Source organism: Streptomyces sp. ISL-100 (genome assembly GCF_018614615.1).
In the GTDB taxonomy this organism is placed as follows: Bacteria; Actinomycetota; Actinomycetes; order Streptomycetales; family Streptomycetaceae; genus Streptomyces.
Map to the genome: position 1 here is coordinate 21,303 of NZ_JAGGOK010000005.1, position 18,242 is coordinate 39,544.

15 protein-coding genes are annotated in these 18,242 nt (G+C 70.6%); 8 read left to right on the forward strand and 7 right to left on the reverse strand.

The genetic code is table 11. The features are described 5' to 3' along the window. Positions 1-19 precede the first annotated feature (19 nt). A complete protein-coding gene (locus J7E89_RS03535; RefSeq protein WP_214968188.1) occupies positions 20-700 on the reverse strand; it encodes a lysoplasmalogenase in 681 nt (226 codons plus the stop codon). Continuing rightward, a complete protein-coding gene (locus J7E89_RS03540; RefSeq protein ID WP_214968190.1) occupies positions 697-1,587 on the reverse strand; it encodes a sterol desaturase family protein in 891 nt (296 codons plus the stop codon). Before J7E89_RS03540 ends, J7E89_RS03535 begins: the two co-directional genes overlap by 4 nt. Positions 1,588-1,756: 169 nt before the next feature. Between J7E89_RS03540 and J7E89_RS03545 the strand changes: the two genes are divergently transcribed. Then, a complete protein-coding gene (locus tag J7E89_RS03545) occupies positions 1,757-4,846 on the forward strand; it encodes an NACHT domain-containing NTPase (protein WP_214968192.1) in 3,090 nt (1,029 codons plus the stop codon). Here J7E89_RS03545 and J7E89_RS03550 read toward each other — a convergent pair. From J7E89_RS03550 to J7E89_RS03570, 5 genes are read right to left on the reverse strand one after another with little or no spacing between them, the layout of a single operon-like run. After that, on the reverse strand, positions 4,843-5,562 hold the full coding sequence (locus J7E89_RS03550; protein ID WP_308315315.1) for a VIT family protein: 720 nt from the start codon (positions 5,560-5,562) through the stop codon (positions 4,843-4,845). The genes J7E89_RS03545 and J7E89_RS03550 overlap by 4 nt on opposite strands. 25 nt (positions 5,563-5,587) lie before the next feature. Continuing rightward, the gene (locus J7E89_RS03555; protein WP_214968198.1) at positions 5,588-6,817 is read right to left on the reverse strand and encodes an amidohydrolase family protein; all 1,230 of its coding nucleotides are present in this window, start codon (positions 6,815-6,817) and stop codon (positions 5,588-5,590) included. After that, complete coding sequence (locus J7E89_RS03560; protein ID WP_214968200.1) at positions 6,814-8,100, reverse strand: amidohydrolase family protein; 1,287 nt, start codon at positions 8,098-8,100, stop codon at positions 6,814-6,816. The genes J7E89_RS03555 and J7E89_RS03560 overlap by 4 nt, the downstream gene beginning before the upstream one ends. A gap of 12 nt (positions 8,101-8,112) precedes the next feature. Further along, positions 8,113-8,997, reverse strand: a complete 885-nt coding sequence (locus tag J7E89_RS03565) for an SDR family NAD(P)-dependent oxidoreductase (RefSeq protein ID WP_214968202.1) — start codon at positions 8,995-8,997, stop codon at positions 8,113-8,115. Beyond that, positions 8,997-9,797: an acetoacetate decarboxylase family protein gene (locus J7E89_RS03570; protein ID WP_214968204.1), complete on the reverse strand. Its 801-nt coding sequence runs from the start codon at positions 9,795-9,797 to the stop codon at positions 8,997-8,999. The genes J7E89_RS03565 and J7E89_RS03570 overlap by 1 nt, the downstream gene beginning before the upstream one ends. Before the next feature lie 120 nt (positions 9,798-9,917). Between J7E89_RS03570 and J7E89_RS03575 the strand changes: the two genes are divergently transcribed. From J7E89_RS03575 to J7E89_RS03605, 7 genes are all read left to right on the forward strand, one after another. After that, on the forward strand, positions 9,918-10,550 hold the full coding sequence (locus J7E89_RS03575) for a TetR/AcrR family transcriptional regulator (protein WP_214968206.1): 633 nt from the start codon (positions 9,918-9,920) through the stop codon (positions 10,548-10,550). Between the two features lie 142 nt (positions 10,551-10,692). Beyond that, the gene (locus J7E89_RS03580) at positions 10,693-13,260 is read left to right on the forward strand and encodes an MXAN_6230/SCO0854 family RING domain-containing protein (RefSeq protein WP_214968208.1); all 2,568 of its coding nucleotides are present in this window, start codon (positions 10,693-10,695) and stop codon (positions 13,258-13,260) included. Between the two features lie 29 nt (positions 13,261-13,289). After that, positions 13,290-14,285: a DEDDh family exonuclease gene (locus tag J7E89_RS03585; protein WP_214968211.1), complete on the forward strand. Its 996-nt coding sequence runs from the start codon at positions 13,290-13,292 to the stop codon at positions 14,283-14,285. Positions 14,286-14,381: 96 nt separating this feature from the next. Then, entirely contained in the window at positions 14,382-14,615 is a 234-nt protein-coding gene (locus tag J7E89_RS03590) for a hypothetical protein (protein WP_214968212.1), read from the forward strand. A gap of 75 nt (positions 14,616-14,690) precedes the next feature. After that, positions 14,691-15,479 (forward strand): SURF1 family protein, encoded by a 789-nt coding sequence (locus J7E89_RS03595; RefSeq protein WP_214968214.1) that lies wholly within the window; start codon positions 14,691-14,693, stop codon positions 15,477-15,479. A gap of 90 nt (positions 15,480-15,569) precedes the next feature. Next, complete coding sequence (locus J7E89_RS03600) at positions 15,570-17,375, forward strand: glycoside hydrolase family 15 protein (RefSeq protein WP_214968216.1); 1,806 nt, start codon at positions 15,570-15,572, stop codon at positions 17,373-17,375. Next, positions 17,365-18,120 (forward strand): SDR family oxidoreductase, encoded by a 756-nt coding sequence (locus J7E89_RS03605; protein ID WP_214968219.1) that lies wholly within the window; start codon positions 17,365-17,367, stop codon positions 18,118-18,120. Before J7E89_RS03600 ends, J7E89_RS03605 begins: the two co-directional genes overlap by 11 nt. Positions 18,121-18,242: the final 122 nt, after the last annotated feature.

Consider the following 18,242-nt stretch of genomic DNA (forward strand, 5'->3'; position numbering starts at 1 on the left):
GTCACTGACGACCTGGTGCTCAGACGGTTGTACCGGTTGTGCGGCCTTCGCGGTATGCCGACGGGGCGGCCGGGGGCTCCTGGCGCCGCCCCAGAACCCCTCTGACCAGCAGATACTGCGCGGCCGCGTAGGTGAGCATGATCCAGAAGTCGGGTGCGGGCAGCTGGGGCCACTCTGCGACGCCGGTGGCGATGAGGGTGTCGGAGAGCAGGAAGAGTGCGCCGCCGAGTCCGGCGTACAGGCCGAGGCCGCTCGCGCGAAACGCCATGGCGGTGAGCAGCAGGCTGTATCCCGCGACCGGGATCCGCAGTTCGGCGGGGAGGTCGGGCCACAGGAGGGCGACGGTGGTGAGGAGGGCGACGGCGTACCCGGCGCCGAGGACTTTGGACGTACGGCTGCCGCGTCCGAACAGCACGAGGTAGCAGACGTGACCGGCGGCGAAGCAGCCCATGCCGACGAGGAACGCCCAGTCCGCGTCGGCGAGCAGGAACACATCGCCGCCCCAGCCGAAGAGCAGCGCGACGACGAGCAGGCGCGGTGCGCCGCGCACGGCCGCGTACGCCGCGAGCAGCGGCATCAGCAGTGGCTTGGCGATCGTGTGGCCGGGGTCGGCCCCGGCCGCGAGCGAGCCGAGGTCGGCGAGGACCGCGACGACGAAGGCGGCAAGGAGCCCCCGGGCCCACCCGGTGGTGGCACTCACGCGGCGCCTCCCGCAGCGGCTTCCTGCGTCTGCCCGGTCACTCCCGGCTCCGCCGGGCGGCGCGGCTGCCAGCCCGGGCCGCGGAATATCCGGCCCGCGCGCTCGCGCCAGGTGGTTGCCGCGCGTACGTCGCGCGCGATGGCGGCGTACTCGTGGGTGGCGACGCGCAGTGGGTTGTAGGTGCTGATGTTCTTCGTCAGGCCGAAGACGGGCCGCTCGGTCTCGGCGGCGAACGAGCGGAAGAGCCGGTCCCAGAGGATGAGGATGCCGCCGAAGTTCCGGTCCAGGTAGCCGCCCTGGGAGGCGTGGTGGACGCGGTGGTGGGATGGGGTATTCAGGACGTACTCGAAGGGGCGCGGCAGCTTGTCGATCCGCTCGGTGTGCACCCAGAACTGGTAGACGAGGTTCGCGGACGAGCAGAAGGCGAGCGCGGCCGGGTGCACGCCGCATGCGATCAGCGGCAGGTAGAACGGCCAGACGGTGAGCGTCGTCCAGGGCTGGCGCAGGGCGGTGGTGAGGTTGAACTTGCGGCTGGAGTGGTGGACGACGTGGCAGGCCCAGAGGATGCGGATGACGTGGTGGCCGCGGTGGGACCAGTAGTAGAAGAAGTCCTGCGCGAGCAGCATCAGCGGGATCGTCCACCAGAGGAGGGGGACGCGGGCGGGCGTCAGCTCGTACACCGCCATGTAGATCGCGACAATCGGGATCTTCCAGAGCAGATCGAACGCAATGCTGCCGAGCCCCATGCTGACGCTGGTGACGGCGTCCTTGGTCTCGTACCCGGCGGCGTCCTCGTCGGGATGGAGACGGTAGCTCACGATTTCGAGCACGGTGAGCAGTACGAAGGCGGGTATCGACCACAGCACGACATCGGGCAGGTTCGGCATGCCCGCACGATAGAGGCGCAGGTGAGCGCTCGGCTAGGGGTTGTTACCCACAAGTATGTAAGACGGCTTGTCAGCGGGTGCACGATGCCCGATCGGCCCTCTGTCGCGTGGGGCGTCCGTCATACGATGCTTGTCGGCCGACACCAGCCCTTCCACGGGAGGAACCGCCTTGCAGGGCCTCGAAGTTGTCTTAGCCCGGCTCGCGGGCACCGTCGCGGGCGCGGCGGCCAAGTCCCTCCTGATCCCCCGCCCCGGAGCGGGCCTGGTCGACGCCCCGGTCCGCCCGCTGCCAAGCCCGGCGAGCCCCGACCGGCTGGCGAAGGTGCTGGGGCGGCGGCTGTCCGGGTCGTCGTACGCCGGCCTGCCGGAGGCCGAGCGGCTGGCGGCGGCGGACGCGGTACGGGACGCGTTCGAGGCGGCGGGGGAGATCGGCGCCGAGCGGCTGTTCGCGCTCGACCTGGACGCGGTGCGGCTGGCGGATGAGCTGCGACGGCCGGTGGCCGGGTTGAGCTCGCGGGCCGAGGACCTGTACGGCGAGCTGCTCGGCCTGTGCTGCGCGCATCTGGTGGAGCAACTGACGGCGCACCCCCAATTCCCCGCGCGGGCAGCGGTGGAACAGACGCGGGCGGCCGGACGCACGCGGGAGCTGGTGGCGGACGTAAAGGCGAGGGTGGGCCCACGTCCGGACGCCGAAGCACTGGCCTTCGAGCAGCGGTACGCGGACTTCGTGGCGGGGACGCACGGGCGGCTGGAGCTGTTCGGGCTGACGCTGGGGCGGTCGGGCAGCGAGTGGCCGCTGGACACGGCGTACATCAGTCTCGCGGTGAGCGGGGACGGCGGTCCCCGGCCCGATGTCATGGGGCCATGGGCGGCGCAGGGCACGGTCAAGGCTGAGCAGGCGCTGGACGGTACGGACCGGCTGCTGCTGCGGGGACCCGCCGGGGCGGGCAAGAGCACGCTGGTGCAGTGGCTGGCGCTGAACGCGGCGCGGCGCAGCTTCGGTCAGGAGCTCGACGACTGGAACAGGTGCGTGCCGTTCGTGCTGCGGCTGCGGGCCTTCACCTCGTCCGAAGCCCTGCCCCTGCCGGGTGACTTCCTGCGGGCGACCGGCGTCCCGCTGGACGCACCCGCCGGCTGGGCGGAGTCGCTGCTGACGGAGGGACGGGCGCTGGTCCTCGTCGACGGCGTGGACGAGGTGCCGATGCGGTTGCGGAGCCGTACGGAGGCGTGGCTCAAAGCCCTGATCGCGGCGTTCCCCCAGGCTCGGTACGTCGTGACGACGCGGCCTTCGGCGGTGCCGGAGGACTGGCTTGCGGGGCAGGGGTTCGTAGCGCATTCGCTGCTGCCGATGGAGCGGGAGGACATTCGGGCGTTCGTCGCGCACTGGCACGACTCGGCGCGGCGTGAGTGCCTGTCCGACGCGGAACGGGAGCTCCTCGACACGTACGAGAAGTCGCTGCTGAAGGCGGTCACTACGCGGCGTGACCTGGGACGGCTGGCGACCAATCCACTGATGTGCGCCGTGCTGTGCGCCCTGAACCGGGACCGGCGGATGCAGCTCCCACGCGTGCGGAAGGAGCTGTACGACGCGGCGCTGGACATGCTGCTCGTACGACGGGACACCGAGCGGGAGATCGTAAGTGTCGAGGGCGTCGATCTCACCCGCGAGGAGCAGACGGCGCTGCTCCAGCGGCTCGCGTACTGGCTCATCCGCAACGGTCAGGTGGAGGCGGAGATCCCTGATGCCGTGGAAATGGTCGCGGAGTGGCTGGCTGCCATGCCGCAGGTGCAGGGCACGGCGCAACAGGTGTTCTCGCACCTGCTGATCCGCAGTGGGCTGCTGCGTGAACCGTCGCCGGGTGCCATCAACTTCGTACACCGCACCTTCCAGGACTACCTGGGCGCGAAGGCGGCGGTGGAGGCGCGGGACTTCGGGGTGCTCGTACAGAACGCGCACGACGACCAGTGGGACGACGTCGTGCAGATGGCGGTCGGGCACGCCCGCGTGGAGGAACGGGCGCGGTTGCTACGGCAGTTGCTGCGCCGCGCGGACAAGGCCAAGCGGTGGCGGCATCGGCTGGTGCTGCTATCGGCTGCGTGTCTGGAGCATGCTCCGGAGCTGGATCCGGTGGTGCGGGCGGATGTGCAGGCGCGAACGGAGGAGCTGCTGCCGCCGAAGAATCTGGATGAGGCGGAGGAACTCGCCAAGGTGGGCGAGCTGGTGCCGGAGCTCCTGCCAGGGCCGGAGGGGCTGGACGAGTGGTGCGCCCAGGCAGTCGTACGGACAGCGGGGCTGATCGGGGGTGATGCGGCGCTGGAGGTCATCACCCGGTTCCGCACGGACACGCGCTTCCGTGTGACTTTCGAAGTGTCCAAGCACTGGGGTGCGTTCGACACGAGGGAGTACGTGGAGAGGGTGCTTTCGGGCGCCACACTGCCGCGGACCTATCTTAAGGTCCGCACACGGGAGCAAGTGGCTGAGCTTCCCGGTCTGCATCACCTCACCTGGGTCCGGCTCGAAGGTCCGCACGGGATCCCCTCCGAAATTACTGACCACACGTCGTTGGAGGGCTTGTTCTTTCACGAGGATCCCGGGCTGTGCGATCTGTCCCCACTGTCCGCCCTGAGTCAACTGAAGTCGCTGGGGTTCGACACCTGTCCGTCGGTGAGGGCGCTCGGACCGCTGCACGGCCTGCCACTCCGTCAGTTGTTTCTCTACCGGTTCGCCGAAGGCCTGTCCTTGGCACCCCTCGCCGAGCTGCCCGAGTTGCACGTCCTGGGACTCGACTTCCTTCCGCAGGAGGCGAGCGTCGGTGACATCCCGGTCGGCGCCGGACTCACGAACCTCTTCTTGATCGGTGAGGCTCGGGTGCTGCGCCTCGACGGGCTGGAACGCTGGCCCGCCCTCAGGGACCTGACAATCGTGGGGGACGAGCAGGCTTGCCAACTGGCCCGGCAGCGTCACTCCTCGCCACTGACCGGTCTGTCACTCAGAGAACAATCGGCCCTCGACCTCTCCACCCTTGTCCGCCACCAGGAACTCAGAACACTGCAACTGGGCACGTGCCAGATCGTCTCTGGCCTTGAGCCTCTGCGCGACCTGCCCCACCTGACCCGCTTGCGACTCAGCGACTGCGGCGGCCCCCTCGATCTGACTCCGCTCGCAGATTTGGAGCAGCTGACAGTTCACACGTACCTCGGTACGACAGCGCGCGCAACCACGCTTTTCCCACCGGGGCGGCTCTTGCACTACCGCTAGACCCCCGCCGCCCCCAGCAGCGACCCCGCCCCGTACGTCACCGCCATCGCCAGCGCCCCGCCCGCCATGTTCCGCAGCACAGCCGGCCGTGGCGGCGCAGCGCCCAGCCTGGCGCTGCTCCAGCCCGTCAGGGCCAGGGCGAGCAGGACCGAGACGACCGTGACCGGGAGTCGCCAGGGCGGGGGCGGGAGGACGATCGCCAGGAGTGGGAGCAGGGCGCCCACCGTGAAGGCGACGAAGCTGGCGGCCGCCGCGTGCCAGGGGTTGGTGAGGTCCTCTGGGTCGATGCCGAGCTCCACGCGCGCGTGCGCGCGCAACGCGTCGCGTTGGGTGAGCTGCTGGGCGGCCTCGCGGGCCACGTCCTCGGACAGGCCACGCGCGGCCAGCAGTTCGGTCAGCTCCGCCAGTTCCTCCTCGGGCTGTTCCCGCAGCTCGCGCTTCTCCTGGGCCAGCGCCGCCTCCTCCGAGTCGCGCTGCGTCGAGACCGATACGTACTCCCCCGCCGCCATCGACATCGACCCGGCCAGCAGTCCGGCGAGGCCCGCTGTCAGGAGCGCGGACCGCTCGTCCGTCGCGCCGGCGACGCCGACGACGATGCCGGCTGTGGAGACGATGCCGTCGTTCGCTCCTAGCACCCCGGCACGCAGCCAGTTCAGGCGCGCGCCGAGGGCTCCGCCGTGGGCTTCGTCATGAGTCTCGTCTGGGTGGTCAGTCACACCGGGGAGGGTCTCACCCGTGCCGTCACCAGACGCGTACCGACCCGCCCGGCGCGAAGGCCGGACTCGTCGCGTCGGGCGGGACATCGGTGAGGGGCTCGTGGATCTCGTCCACACTGGGGCCGACTTTCGCCGCGATCGGATCGAGGAGGACGAGGTCGAAGCCGTACACGCGGGCCGCGTTCCCGCCGACCATGCTCGCGATCTCCTCGCGCGGCAGTCCGGCGTAAGCGATCCGCAGACCCTCACGGGAGTACGGCGCCGTCCCTTCGTCGTGCGGATAGTCGCTGCCCCACATGATCTTGTCGAGGCCGATCCGGTCGCGCAGCGGCACCTCGTGCGGGCGCATGAAGCTCGCGCCGACGTAGCAGTTGTCGCGCCAGACCTCACCAGGACTGCTGCCCATCGAAGCCGCCAGTCCCGCGCCGAATTTCGACTCGGCCGTGGCGGCACGGGTCGCCGCCGCCACCAGTCGGGAGTGGTAGTAGTCCAGCATCTCGATCACGCCGGGGATCCAGCCCGAGCCCTGTTCGGTGAGAACCAGCTTCAGGCCGGGGTGGCGGCGGAACGCGCCGCCGAACGTCAGGTGCCACAGGGCCCGGTGCGAGAACCATGTCGTCTCCACCATGAAGACGGCGCGGGCGGCCGGCTCGTCACCGAGCGGCGGGGACGCGGACCCGCCGTGGTGATTGACCGGTACCTCCAGCTCCTCGCACACCGCCCAGATCGGATCGTACGTCTGCGAGTAGAGCTCCGGTATGCCGGAACCCGGCGGTGCCCCCGGCAGGAGGATTCCTCCGGTGAGGCCCGCGTCCTTGATCCGCCGGATCTCGCGCACCGCCTCGTCCACGTCGTTGAGGAGGATCTGCGCGACTCCCGCGCGACGCCCCGGTGCGGCATCGCAGAAGTCGGTCAGCCAGCGGTTGTGGGCGCGCAGGCCCGCCCAGCGTTGCTCGTACTCCGCCTTCGACGGGGCGGGGGCCATGAGGGAGGCGGTGGGGAAGAAGGGCGGGATCGTGTTCGGGAAGACGACCTCGGCCACAATGCCGTCCGCCTCCAGCTCGGCGAGGCGGCGCGCGGAGTTCCAGTTGCGGTCGGCGGTGTCGGCGAGGAGGTCCTCGTACGGATTGACGTACGTCGCCGCCCAGGCGTCGAAGTCGTCGTGGTGCCTCTTCTCCAAGTACGGCTTGTAGTCGAGGAGATCGGCGCCCGCGTGGCAGTCCGCTGAGATGACGGTGTAGCGGTCGTCGGTCATGGCGAAACTCCCAGCTGCGGGAAGTCGTGGTCGGTCAGCCAGTGGCGGCCCACCTCGCGCGACCGCGCCCAGGACGCCTCGACCGCCGGCTGGTCGTCCGGCTGGCCCAGTTCCCGCGGCGTCGGGCCGATGCGCCGGGCGAGCGGGGCGAGCTTCGCCGTGTCGAAGCCGAAGACCTCGGCCGCCGCCAGGCCCAGGATGCGGCGGGTCTCGCTGACGGGGATGTCGTGGAAGGTGCGCTTCAGCCACGCGCGCGTGTCGGGCCAGGTGCCCTCGGGGTGCGGGAAGTCGCTGCCCCACAGGATGTTGTCCACGCCGATCTCGTAGCGCTGGGCGAGTTCGCGGCGCTTGGTGTTGGTGGCGCAGATGAAGACCTGCCGGTCCAGGTACTCGCTCGGCGGCCGCTTCAGCTCCGCGAACGGCGACAGCTTCTTGCCTCCGTGCGCGCCCAGGTACAGACGGTCCATGAACCACAGCTGGTTCGGCAGCCACCAGCAGCCGGACTCCGCCACACCGAACTTCAGAGCGGGGTGGCGTTCGAAGACGCCCGACCAGAGCAGGAACCACAGCGGCCTGGCGGGCCACCATGTGACCTCGGAGACGTAGATGCCCAGGTGGTCGCCGTACTCGTGGCGCGGCGCGGCGCCCGAGTGGGTCACGATCGGCATGCGCGTCTCGGCCGCCGCCGCCCACACCGGGTCGTAACGGCGGTCGTGGTACGGCGGCCTGTCGACCCACATCGAGGGGATCATCAGCGCGCCGAGCCCGGACTCCTTGGCCCGGTGGATCTCCGCGACGACTTGCTCCACCTCGCCAGTTATGGGCAGGAGCGCTACGCCGCAATGCCGTTCGGGGTTCTGGGAAACGAACTCGGCGAGCCACCGGTTGTGCGCCTGCGCGCCCGCCATGCCCAGGGTGGGGTCCTGGTCGCCGGAGAGGCCGAGGCCGACGCCGAAGGGTGCGGCGGTCTGGCTGTCGACGGCATCGGCGTCGGGGAAGACGACCTCGGCGGCCACCCCGTCGCCGTCGAGTTCTTTGAGGCGCTGGGCGGTGTCCCAGCCGCCGCGCAGCCCCTCCTCGTTGTCGTGGAACCACTTGGCGGCGAAGGCTTCGTTGCGTACGCCGAGGCGCGTCATCTCCTCGCGGCGGGCGTCGCGCTGCCCGAGGAATTCGTCGAAGTCGCGGTGGAAGGCGCTGTCCAGGTAGGGCCGGTACTGCTCGGTCGGCAGACCGGCGTGGCAGTCGGAGGAGATGATCAGGTACGGGTCGCTCTGTTCTGTCATCGCATGTCCCCCTCAGTCGAGAATGAAGCTCTCCAGATACGACGGATTGGCGCGGTCGAGCATCGACTGCGCCCTCGCGCGGATCTGCCGGTCGCTGTGCTCGCTCGCCGGCAGCATCCAGAAACGGTCTGCGGTGATCCCCTCCACGACGGTCTCGGCGACATCCTCGACGGGCGTGAACTCGATCTCGTGCCCCGCCGCTTTCATCGCCGTCTCCCATTGCCCGAGGCTGCGGTACGGCGCCCTGCGCGGCCGTTCCTTGGCGTAGCGCGCGGGCCGGTTCCGGTGCGACTCCCACAGCCCCGTGCGGAGCATGTGCGGTCCGGGGAACAGCACCGACGCGCTCACGGGAACGCTCTCCGCCCGCAAGTGTGCGTACAGCGACTCGGTCATCGTCACGACGGCCGCCTTGGTGACCGCGTACACGGACGCGGTCGGCAGCGGGGCTATTCCGCCGTCGCCCGACGACGTGTTGACGACGTGCCCGGGTTCACCGCCCGCGAGCATCCGTGGAACGAACGCCTGGATGCCGTGGAACACGCCCCACACGTTCACCGCGAACGCCCATTTCCAGTCGTTCGGTTCGTGCTCCCACATGCGTCCCTCCGCGCCGGAGCCGACCCCCGCGTTGTTGCACAGCACGTGCACCGCGCCGAAGGTGTCGTACGCCGCGTCAGCGAGCGCGGTGACGGACTCCCGTTCGCTGACGTCGACGACACGTGCGAGCACCTGCGCGCCCTCCGCCCGGAGTTCGGAAGCGGCCTTCTCCAGCGCGACTTCCTCCACATCAGCGAGTACGACCTTGAGCCCCTCGGCCGCGAACCGCCGGACCATCGCCAGCCCGATGCCGCTCGCCGCGCCCGTGACGACGGCGACCTGCCCCTGACGCAGCCGCATCAGACGGCGCTCCCTTCCGGCGGGCCGTCGAGGATCTGCTGCGGGTCGTCGTAGCGCTGGTGGATGTACGGGAGCAGCGCCTGGGCGCTCACCCGTTCCACCACCCTGCCCTTCTGGTCGGTGGTCTTCTCGCCGATGGTGATCTCCATGATGCGGCGTACGGGCAGATCGGCGACCGGGTCGTACATCGACTCGCGCAGCACCACATCGCCCGCGATCCGCTCCAGCTTGCGCACCTTCTCGTTGCGGACGCAGTGCACGAGGACGGGGTCGGCGTCGAAGCCACGGCCGTCCACCGCCGGCAGGAACTTGAAGTAGAAGTCGACCTTCTCCGCCGGTTCGGGCAGCGGCAGCGTGCCTTCCACCGCGCCCCGCACTTCGACGAAGGCGATGCCGTGCCGGGCGAGTGCCGCCCGTACGACAAGGCCGTCGCGGTCGACGGTCACCTCGCCCAGCTTCTTCGGCTCACCGAAGACCTCGCGGCCGCCGATCAGGGCCCGTTCGTGGGTCATCGGCATGACGAGGGGGTACCAGCCGGTGACCCCGTCGTGGACCGCGGCGACCGCCACCGAACCCGCGCCCAGCGGGTAGCCGGGCAGGTCGACCTTGCTGATGTTGGCCCGTACGAGCGGCCGCTCGGCGGGCTTGAGCGGCGGCGGCAGTACGGCCGCCACCGCGTCCAGGTCGCTCTCCCAGACGGCCACCACACCGGTGGACCAGATGTCGGGGAGCTTGGAGACAGATGCGCGCGCCGCCGTGATCTCGGCCTCGGTCCGCGCGCCGTACCGTACGCGTGCCATGTCATACCGCCTTTCGCTTTCGCTCTCGTCGGCAGCCTGCAGCTCGGTAGCCTGTAACACAGTTACACCGAGGGCGCTGAAGGGTAAATAGCCGTGCACGCACGAGAATTGGGGTGCCACATGCCACGCACCGCCCTGACCCGCGAAGAGGTCCTGGAAGCCGCCGCCGCGCTCGTCAAACAGCACGGCCCCGCCTCCCTCACCATGCGCAAGCTCGCCGCCGAGCTGGGTACGGCGGTCACCTCGATCTACTGGCACGTCGGCAACCGCGAGTCGCTCCTGGACGCACTCGTCGAGCGGACCGTCGAGGAGATGGGAGCCATCACCCCGCGCGGCCGCACCCCCGCCGACCGCGTCGTCTCCGTCGCCCGAACCCTCCGCCGCGAACTGCGCGCCCGCCCGCACCTGATCGCGATGGTCCACGAACGCGGCCTGACGGAACGGATGTTTCTCCCCGCCCAGCAGGCCCTGGTCCACGAGGTGCACGCGGCGGGCCTGCGCGGCGCCCGGGCAGCGGAAGCGGTACGCGCCGTCCAGTTCCAGGTCGTCGGCTTCCTGCTGGTCGAGCGCAACCGTGAACGCGCCCCCGTGCAGTCCCCCGGCGAGGGCGACCTGTGGTCCCCCGTCACCGCCGAGCACGACCCGGCTCTCGCCCGCGCACTGGCCCGGCCGGCCGATCCCGAGAAGCTGTTCACCACATCCGTACGCGCCCTGGCGAGCGCGCTGCTCACCCCGGACAGCAGACCGAATTAAATCGCTGGAACCGCCGCCGGACTCCTGCCTAGAATCACCACAGCGGGGGCGGCTCCGCCGCGCGCTTCCTTCTCATCCTCCGACGACCGTAGCGCGCCCACTCTCCGCCCCCCTCTTCGCTGTTCACCCGCGGAAAGGCCCCATGCCCACCCTTCAGTCCGTGCTGCTCCGACGCACCCAGACTGTCCATCTCGACCACCCCCCGGCGTCCTTCAAGGACCCGCTCACCGCTCCCCGCCTGGTGGTCCTGGAGACCGAACTCCTCGATCGCGGCTATGCGTTCACCGCGCCGCTGCACGCCGCGTTCGCCGCACTGGACCACCTCGACCTCGCCCAGGCAGGCCGTCGGCTGCTGGCCCAGATCGACGATCTCCTCGGCTCCAACCGCACCCACACCCCGCTCTTCCAGCGCTTCCCGCTCTCCACCCCGGCCGACACCGGCCGGCTCTTCGTGGACCGCGTGTTCAGCCTGCTCCTCCAGCTTCCGGAGCAGCCCTGCGTGTTGTGCGGCGCGGTCGGCAGCGTTTACCCGGTGTCCCCCTGCGCGCACCTGGTGTGCCGCGGCTGCTGGGACGGATCCGACTACTCCGGCTGCCCGATCTGCCACCGCAGGATCCCCCGCGACGACCCGTTCCTGCGCCCCGTCCGACCCACCGGCCGCCGAAGCGAAGCCCCGGCCCGTACGCTGCGGCTCCTCATCCTCGGCACCGACCGGGCCGCCGAAACCGCCGCCCAGGCACGCCTGTTGACGGCCCGCCTCACCCCGCTCTCCGCGCAGGACAACGAAGACCTGTCCGTACTGCTCCAGCATGCGCCGGTGGACCTCGGCTGGCTGCCGGACGACATTCCCGTACGCGAGACCAAGGCGCTCGTCCTCGGCACCCTGCTCCGCGACCCCCGCACCACGGCCGCCGTGCGCCCGCTGCTGCGCGAACGGCTCACCACCGCCACCGACGTGCTCCGTCTCCTCGCCGTACACTCCTCAGGCTCCGCGGCCCTGCTGAAGCCGCCGCGCTTTCGCAGCCTCTCCCGCGCACTGCGCCGCGAACTCCTCTCCGTCCTCGACGGACTGCACCTCGCCTCGCTCATCGAGGACCTCGGGCGCCACCCGCGCGTCTGGAAGCGCGCCGCCGAAAGCCTCCACCCGTACGAGCAGCACACCCGCCACCCCAAGGTCACGCTCGCCTTCGCCGTGCTCCGCGAGACCGACACCACGGCCTTCCCCGAGCTGCTGGACCTCGCCGCCGAACACCCTCAGTGGGTGAAGGCGGAGGGCGACCGGTTGCGCGCCGTCACCTGGAACAGCCAGCTCGAGGTCGCCCTGGCCGAGCGGGAGCTGTCCACCGCCGTGAGCCTGTTGCGCCGGCGCCCGGGCGAGCTGCTGCGCCGCCTCGACCACGTCCTGCGGCTGTACGGGGAGGAGGCGCTGCCCACGGAGCTCGCCGAAGCCCTGGCGCACGCCCTGCCCAGGGCGGGCGTGGGGCCGCTGCTCTCCGCGCTCGGCTCGCTGCGCGTACGCCACCGCCCCGGCGGGCGGCGGGTGTTCTTCCCGCGCGGGGAGGTCACCCACGCTTTCGTACAGGACGACAGCCGTGCGCCGCTGCCGCGCACGCTGACCGAGCAGGCCTGCGCGCTCCTGGAGGCCGAGGTGCTCAGGCGACTCGGCGGCCGCGAACCGTACGACCACGCTGTGATCGACCACGGTCTCGCGGACCTCACCGTCCCGTTCGCCGAGCACGCCTCCGCGAAGACGCTCGTCGCCGTACCGAGGGGGAGCACGCAGCCGCTGCCCGACGGCGACATCCTGCGGCTGTTCCTGCACTGGACCCAGCCTGCGGGCACCCGCGTCGACCTCGACCTGTCGGTCGCGTTCTTCGACGCGGAGTGGAAGTTCACCGCGCTCTGCGACTACACGAACCTGGTGCACGCCGACCGGGCCGCCGTCCACTCCGGCGACCTCACATCGGCGCCCGCACCCGACGGCGCGACCGAGTACGTCGATCTGAACCTGCCCGCGCTCGCCGCCAGCGGCGCGGTGTACGCGATGCCGGTCGTCTTCAGCTTCAACAACGTGGCCTTCGACGAGCTGCTCGACGCCTTCGCGGGCTTCATGGAGCTCCACTCCGACCGCCCGCGCGACTCCTCGTACCACCCGCGCACCGTCCGTCAGCGCTTCGACCTGGCCGGAGAGTCACTCGTCTGTGTGCCGATGCTGGTCGACCTGAGGACCCGCGAGGCACTGTGGACGGACCTCCATCTTCCGTCGGCCGCAGGCTTCCAGAGCATCCGCTCGCACACCGGGGACCTCGGCAGGATCGGCCGCGACCTGTCCGCGTACTTCCGCTCCGGAAGCCGGACGACCCTGTGGGACCTCGCCGTCTGGCACGCGGCCGCGCGCACGCGCGTGGTCAGCGTGCTGCGGCGGGACGGTGAGCCGTGGACGTACCACCTGCGCCCCGACGAGGACCCGCAGTCCTTCGCCGCCCGGGTGTCCGCCCTCAACACCCCGGACGAGACCGGCTCTTCACCGGAGGGCGGGCGGCTGCTGCTCGCCCAGGTGCACGGCCCGGCCGCGCCCGGAGGGGCGACCGGCACGGTCTACCGCCTCTTCCCCGGACCGGTCGACGGGCACCCCGGATTCGAGCGGGTCACCGCCGGAGATCTGGTGGCGGAGCTGAGCCCGGACCTGTGCCAGGGCCTGGGCGAATAGGGGACTGTCAGTCCCGGCCCGTATTCTCTGTGACCATGCTCGACGACCGCCAGACAGCAGCAGCGCCAGCAGCGTGGCCGACCGCCTACCCCCAGGGGTACGCGGTCGTCGACGTGGAGACCACCGGACTCGCGCGCGACGACCGGATAATCTCCGCTGCCGTCTACCGGCTGGACTACCGGGGGAACGTCGAGGACCACTGGTACACGCTGGTCAACCCGGAGCGTGACCCCGGCCCCGTCTGGATTCACGGCCTCACCAGCGATGTGCTCGTGGACGCCCCGCTGTTCCCGGACATCGCGGCCGAATTCTCCGAGCGGCTTGACGGCCGCGTGCTCGTCGCGCACAACGCCATGTTCGACTGGTCGATGATCGCCCGGGAGTACGCGCGCGCCCAGCGCACCGCGCCCGTTCAGCAGCGGCTGTGCACCATCGCGCTCTCCAAGGAGCTTCGACTGCCCCTGCCCAACCACAAGCTGGAGTCGCTGGCCGCGCACTTCGGCGTCGTACAGCAGCGTGCGCACCACGCCCTCGACGACGCGCGCGTGCTCGCCGAGGCGTTCCGCCCGAGCCTGCACGCGGCCGCGCAGGGCGGCGTACGGCTGCCGCTGCTCGAATGCCTGCCGCTCACCGAGTGGTCGGACTCACCCGCCAAGCCGCGGGTGGGTTACCAGGCGTCGTACCGGGGCGGGGGCGGCGGAAGCTGGCGGCCGTCGCGCAAGCGGCCGGCGTGCCCGTACCCGAACCCCGGGCGGTACGAACCGGGCAAACTACTCAAGCAGGGCATGAGGGTGGCATTTTCGGGTGATACGTCCGTGGACCGCGAACTGCTGGAGGACCGGGCGGTCGAAGCGGGACTGCACATCGCGACGAGCGTGTCCCGGCTCACGAGTCTGCTCGTGACGAACGACCCCGACTCGGCCACGTCCAAAACCGTCAAGGCCAAGTCCTTCGGCACCCCGGTCGTCGACGAGGCCGCCTTCACCCAGCTCCTGCGGGACGTGTCTCCGGCCGAGGGCCGATGAGCCCCGGGCCGTGAGTCGCGGCAGACGGGTGATTGGTGCGCGACTCGCCCGCCGACCACTCGCCCTGCCGCCGCCCGCCGTCCCACCCTGTGGCGCATGGCACGTTGTGAAGTGTGTGGAAATGACTACGGCATGTCATTCGAAGTGCACGCGCAGGGCGCGGTACACGTCTTCGACTGCTTCTCCTGCGCCATCCACCGGATGGCGCCCATCTGCGAGCACTGCCGAGTCCAGATCATCGGACAGGGAGTGGAAGCGGAGGGCCGCTGGTACTGCAGCGCCCACTGCGCACGCGCGGAGGGGAAGGTGGGCATCGTCGACAAGGTCTGACGCGGGCTCGCCCCGGCGGGTGCCCACCCGGACCCACCCGCCGGGGATCGCCGCGCGCCAGGTAACGTCAGGGACGTGTACCGCTTCCTGTTGTCCCGGCAGTGGGTGATCCTCACCCTCCTGATGCTCGTCCTCATTCCCACGATGGTCGAGCTGGGCTTCTGGCAGCTGCACCGTCACGAGCACCGGGTCGCGCAGAACAAGCTGATCTCCGGAAACCTCAGGGCGAAGCCCCTCCCGGTCGGCGACATCACCTCCCCCGGACACACCGTTCCGCGCGCCGACTACTGGCGCCGGGTGACCGCCACCGGCACGTACGACACCGCGCGTGAAGTCGTCGTACGCCGCAGGACCAACGCCGACGACAAGGTCGGCTATCACGTCCTCACCCCGCTGATCATGGACGACGGCCGCACCGTTCTCGTCAACCGCGGCTGGATTCCCTTCGACGCCGACCAGCAGGCGTTCCCCAAGATCCCGGCCGCACCCAAGGGCGAAGTCACCGTCACCGGACGCCTCAAGGCCGACGAGACGACGGCGGGCAGCGGCATCAAGGACCTGAGCGGTCTGCCGCCCCGGCAGGTCATGCTGATCAACAGCGAGCAGCAGGCGAAGACACTTTCGCGGCCCGTCCTCGGCGGCTACATCGAGCAGACCGAGCCCGTCCCCGCGGGGCCGAAGCCGGAGCTCGTGCCCGATCCCGACACCGACTCCATCGGCCCGCACATGGCATACGCTGTGCAGTGGTGGCTGTTCGCCGCCGCGCTGCCGTTCGGCTGGGTCGTTCTCGTACGGCGCGACCGCGCGGAGGCCGCCGGGACCCTCGACGCGGCACCGGCGGAACCTGCCACGGCAGACGCCTGACCCGGCGCGCCACCGGCACCAGCACCAGCACCGGCACCGGCACCGCTCATGGCGGCTTAATGCCACGCCAGTGCGGGAACACGAGTCTGCGTGACCCAACGCATCGAGGACTACGCGCTCATCGGGGACCTCCAGACCGCGGCCCTGGTCGGCAAAGACGGTTCGATCGACTGGCTCTGCCTGCCCCGCTTCGACTCGGCCGCTTGCTTCGCCGCACTGCTCGGTGACGAGGAGAACGGCCACTGGCGCATGGCCCCCGCGGGCGCGGGCGCCTGCTTGCGCCGCTCGTACCGCGGCAACAGCCTCATCCTCGACTCGGTCTGGGAGACCCGCTCCGGCAAGGTCAAGGTCACCGACTTCATGCCCCAACGCGACAAGGCCCCCGATGTCGTACGGATCGTGGAGGGTCTCTCCGGCGAGGTGACGATGCGCTCCACGCTCCGGCTGCGCTTCGACTACGGCAACATCGTGCCGTGGATGCGGCGCACGAGCGGACACCGGGTGGCCGTCGCGGGCCCGGACGCCGTCTGGCTGCGCTGTGATCCTGCGGACCGTGTGAAGAGCTGGGGCCAGCAGTACACCACCTTCTCGTCCTTCACCGTAGCCGAGGGCGAAAAGGTGGCATTCGTCCTAACTTGGCATCCGTCGCACGAGCCGCAGCCGGCTTTCACCGACCCGTACGAGGGACTGGAACACAGCCTCCAGGACTGGGAGGACTGGGCCGCCCTCTGCTGCTACGAAGGCCCCTACCGCGAGGCCGTGGTGCGCTCGCTCATCACCCTCAAGGCACTCACATACGCCCCGACCGGCGGCATCGTCGCCTCCCCCACCACCTCGCTCCCGGAGGAGATCGGCGGCGTACGCAACTGGGACTACCGCTACTGCTGGCTGCGCGACGCCACCCTCACCCTCGGCGCGCTCGTCGCCTCCGGCTACATCGCCGAGGCGGCAGCCTGGCGCGACTGGCTGCTGCGGGCGGTCGCGGGCGACCCGGCCGACCTCCAGATCATGTACGGCCTCTCCGGCGAGCGGCGGCTGCCCGAGACGGAACTGCCGTGGCTGAGCGGGTACGAGGGGTCCAAGCCCGTCCGTACCGGCAACGCGGCCGTCAAGCAGCTCCAGCTCGATGTGTACGGAGAGGTCATCGACACCCTCCATCTGGCCAGAGCGTGGGGCCTGCGCCCGAAGCCGCACGCCTGGAACCTTCAGCTCAGCCTGCTCGGCTTCCTGGAGTCCAACTGGCGCGAGCCGGACGAAGGCCTGTGGGAGGTCCGGGGCCCGCGCCGGCACTTCGTGCACTCCAAGGTGATGGCGTGGGTCGCGGCCGACCGCGCCGTACACGCCCTGGAGGACGACCCGACGCTGCGCGGCGACGCGGACCGGTGGCGGGCGATGCGCGACGAGGTGCACCGGGAGGTCTGCGAGAAGGGGTACGACCCCGAGCGCAACACCTTCACGCAGTACTACGGCTCCGCCGAACTGGACGCCGCCACGCTCCTCATCCCCCGGGTCGGCTTCCTGACGCCGGACGATCCGCGGGTCGTGGGGACGGTCGACGCGGTGCAGGCCGAGCTCGGCCGTGGCGGCTTCATCCGCCGCTACAGCGCGGACGGCCTCACGGTGGACGGTCTGCCCGGCGACGAAGGAACGTTTCTGGCCTGCTCCTTCTGGCTCGTCGACGCGCTGCGGCTGACGGGGCGCACGAAGGAGGCCCGGGAGCTCTTCGAGCGGCTGCTGACGCTGCGCAACGACGTGGGGCTGCTCTCCGAGGAGTACGACCCGGCCACCGGGCGGCAGCTCGGCAACTTCCCCCAGGCATTCAGTCATATCGGACTTGTGGGGTCCGCGGTCGCTCTCGGCGGGGAAGAGGCGGCAGGATGGCCCCATGGATCTTGAACTGAAGGACCGGGTGTACGTCGTCACGGGGGCCAGCCGCGGGCTCGGCTTCGCCTCGGCGCGGCAGTTGACGGCAGACGGCGCGAAGGTCGTGGTGAGCGGCCGGGACGAGAAGGCGGTGGCCGACGCCGCGGCGGAGCTCGGGCCGAACGCTGTCGCTGTCGCCGCCGACAATGCCGACCCGGCGTCGGCGGAGCGTCTGATCGGCGCCGCCCGGGCGCACTTCGGGCGCTTCGACGGCATCCTGATCAGCGTCGGCGGCCCGGCGCCGGGCGTCGCAGCCGAAAACACGGACGAGCAGTGGCGGGCGGCTTTCGAATCCGTCTTCCTCGGGGCGGTACGGCTGGCCCGTGCGGCGGCGGCGGAGCTCTCCGAGGGCGGCGTCATCGGCTTCGTCCTGTCCGGCTCGGTCCACGAACCGATCCACGGGCTCACCATCTCCAACGGCCTGCGGCCGGGCCTGGCGGGCTTCGCGAAGTCGCTCTCCGACGACCTTGGCCCCCGGGGCATCCGGGTGGTCGGCCTGCTCCCGGCGCGGATCGACACGGACCGGGTGCGGCAGCTGGACGCGCTGTCCGGCGACGCGGATGCTGCGCGTGCGGCCAACGAGTCGGGTATTCCGCTGCGGCGCTATGGGAGGCCGGAGGAGTTCGGCAAGGCGGCGGCGTTCCTGCTGTCCCCGGCGGCGTCGTACCTGACGGGCATCATGCTCCCGGTCGACGGCGGCGCGCGTCACGGCTTCTGATGACTCCCTACGGGCGTGTCCTCAAACGCCGGACAGGCTGAATCTGCACCCTTAGCGGGCACCATCCAGCCCCTCCGGCGATTGAGGAGCGGGGTCTGGGGCAGCGCCCCAGTTCCCCTGGT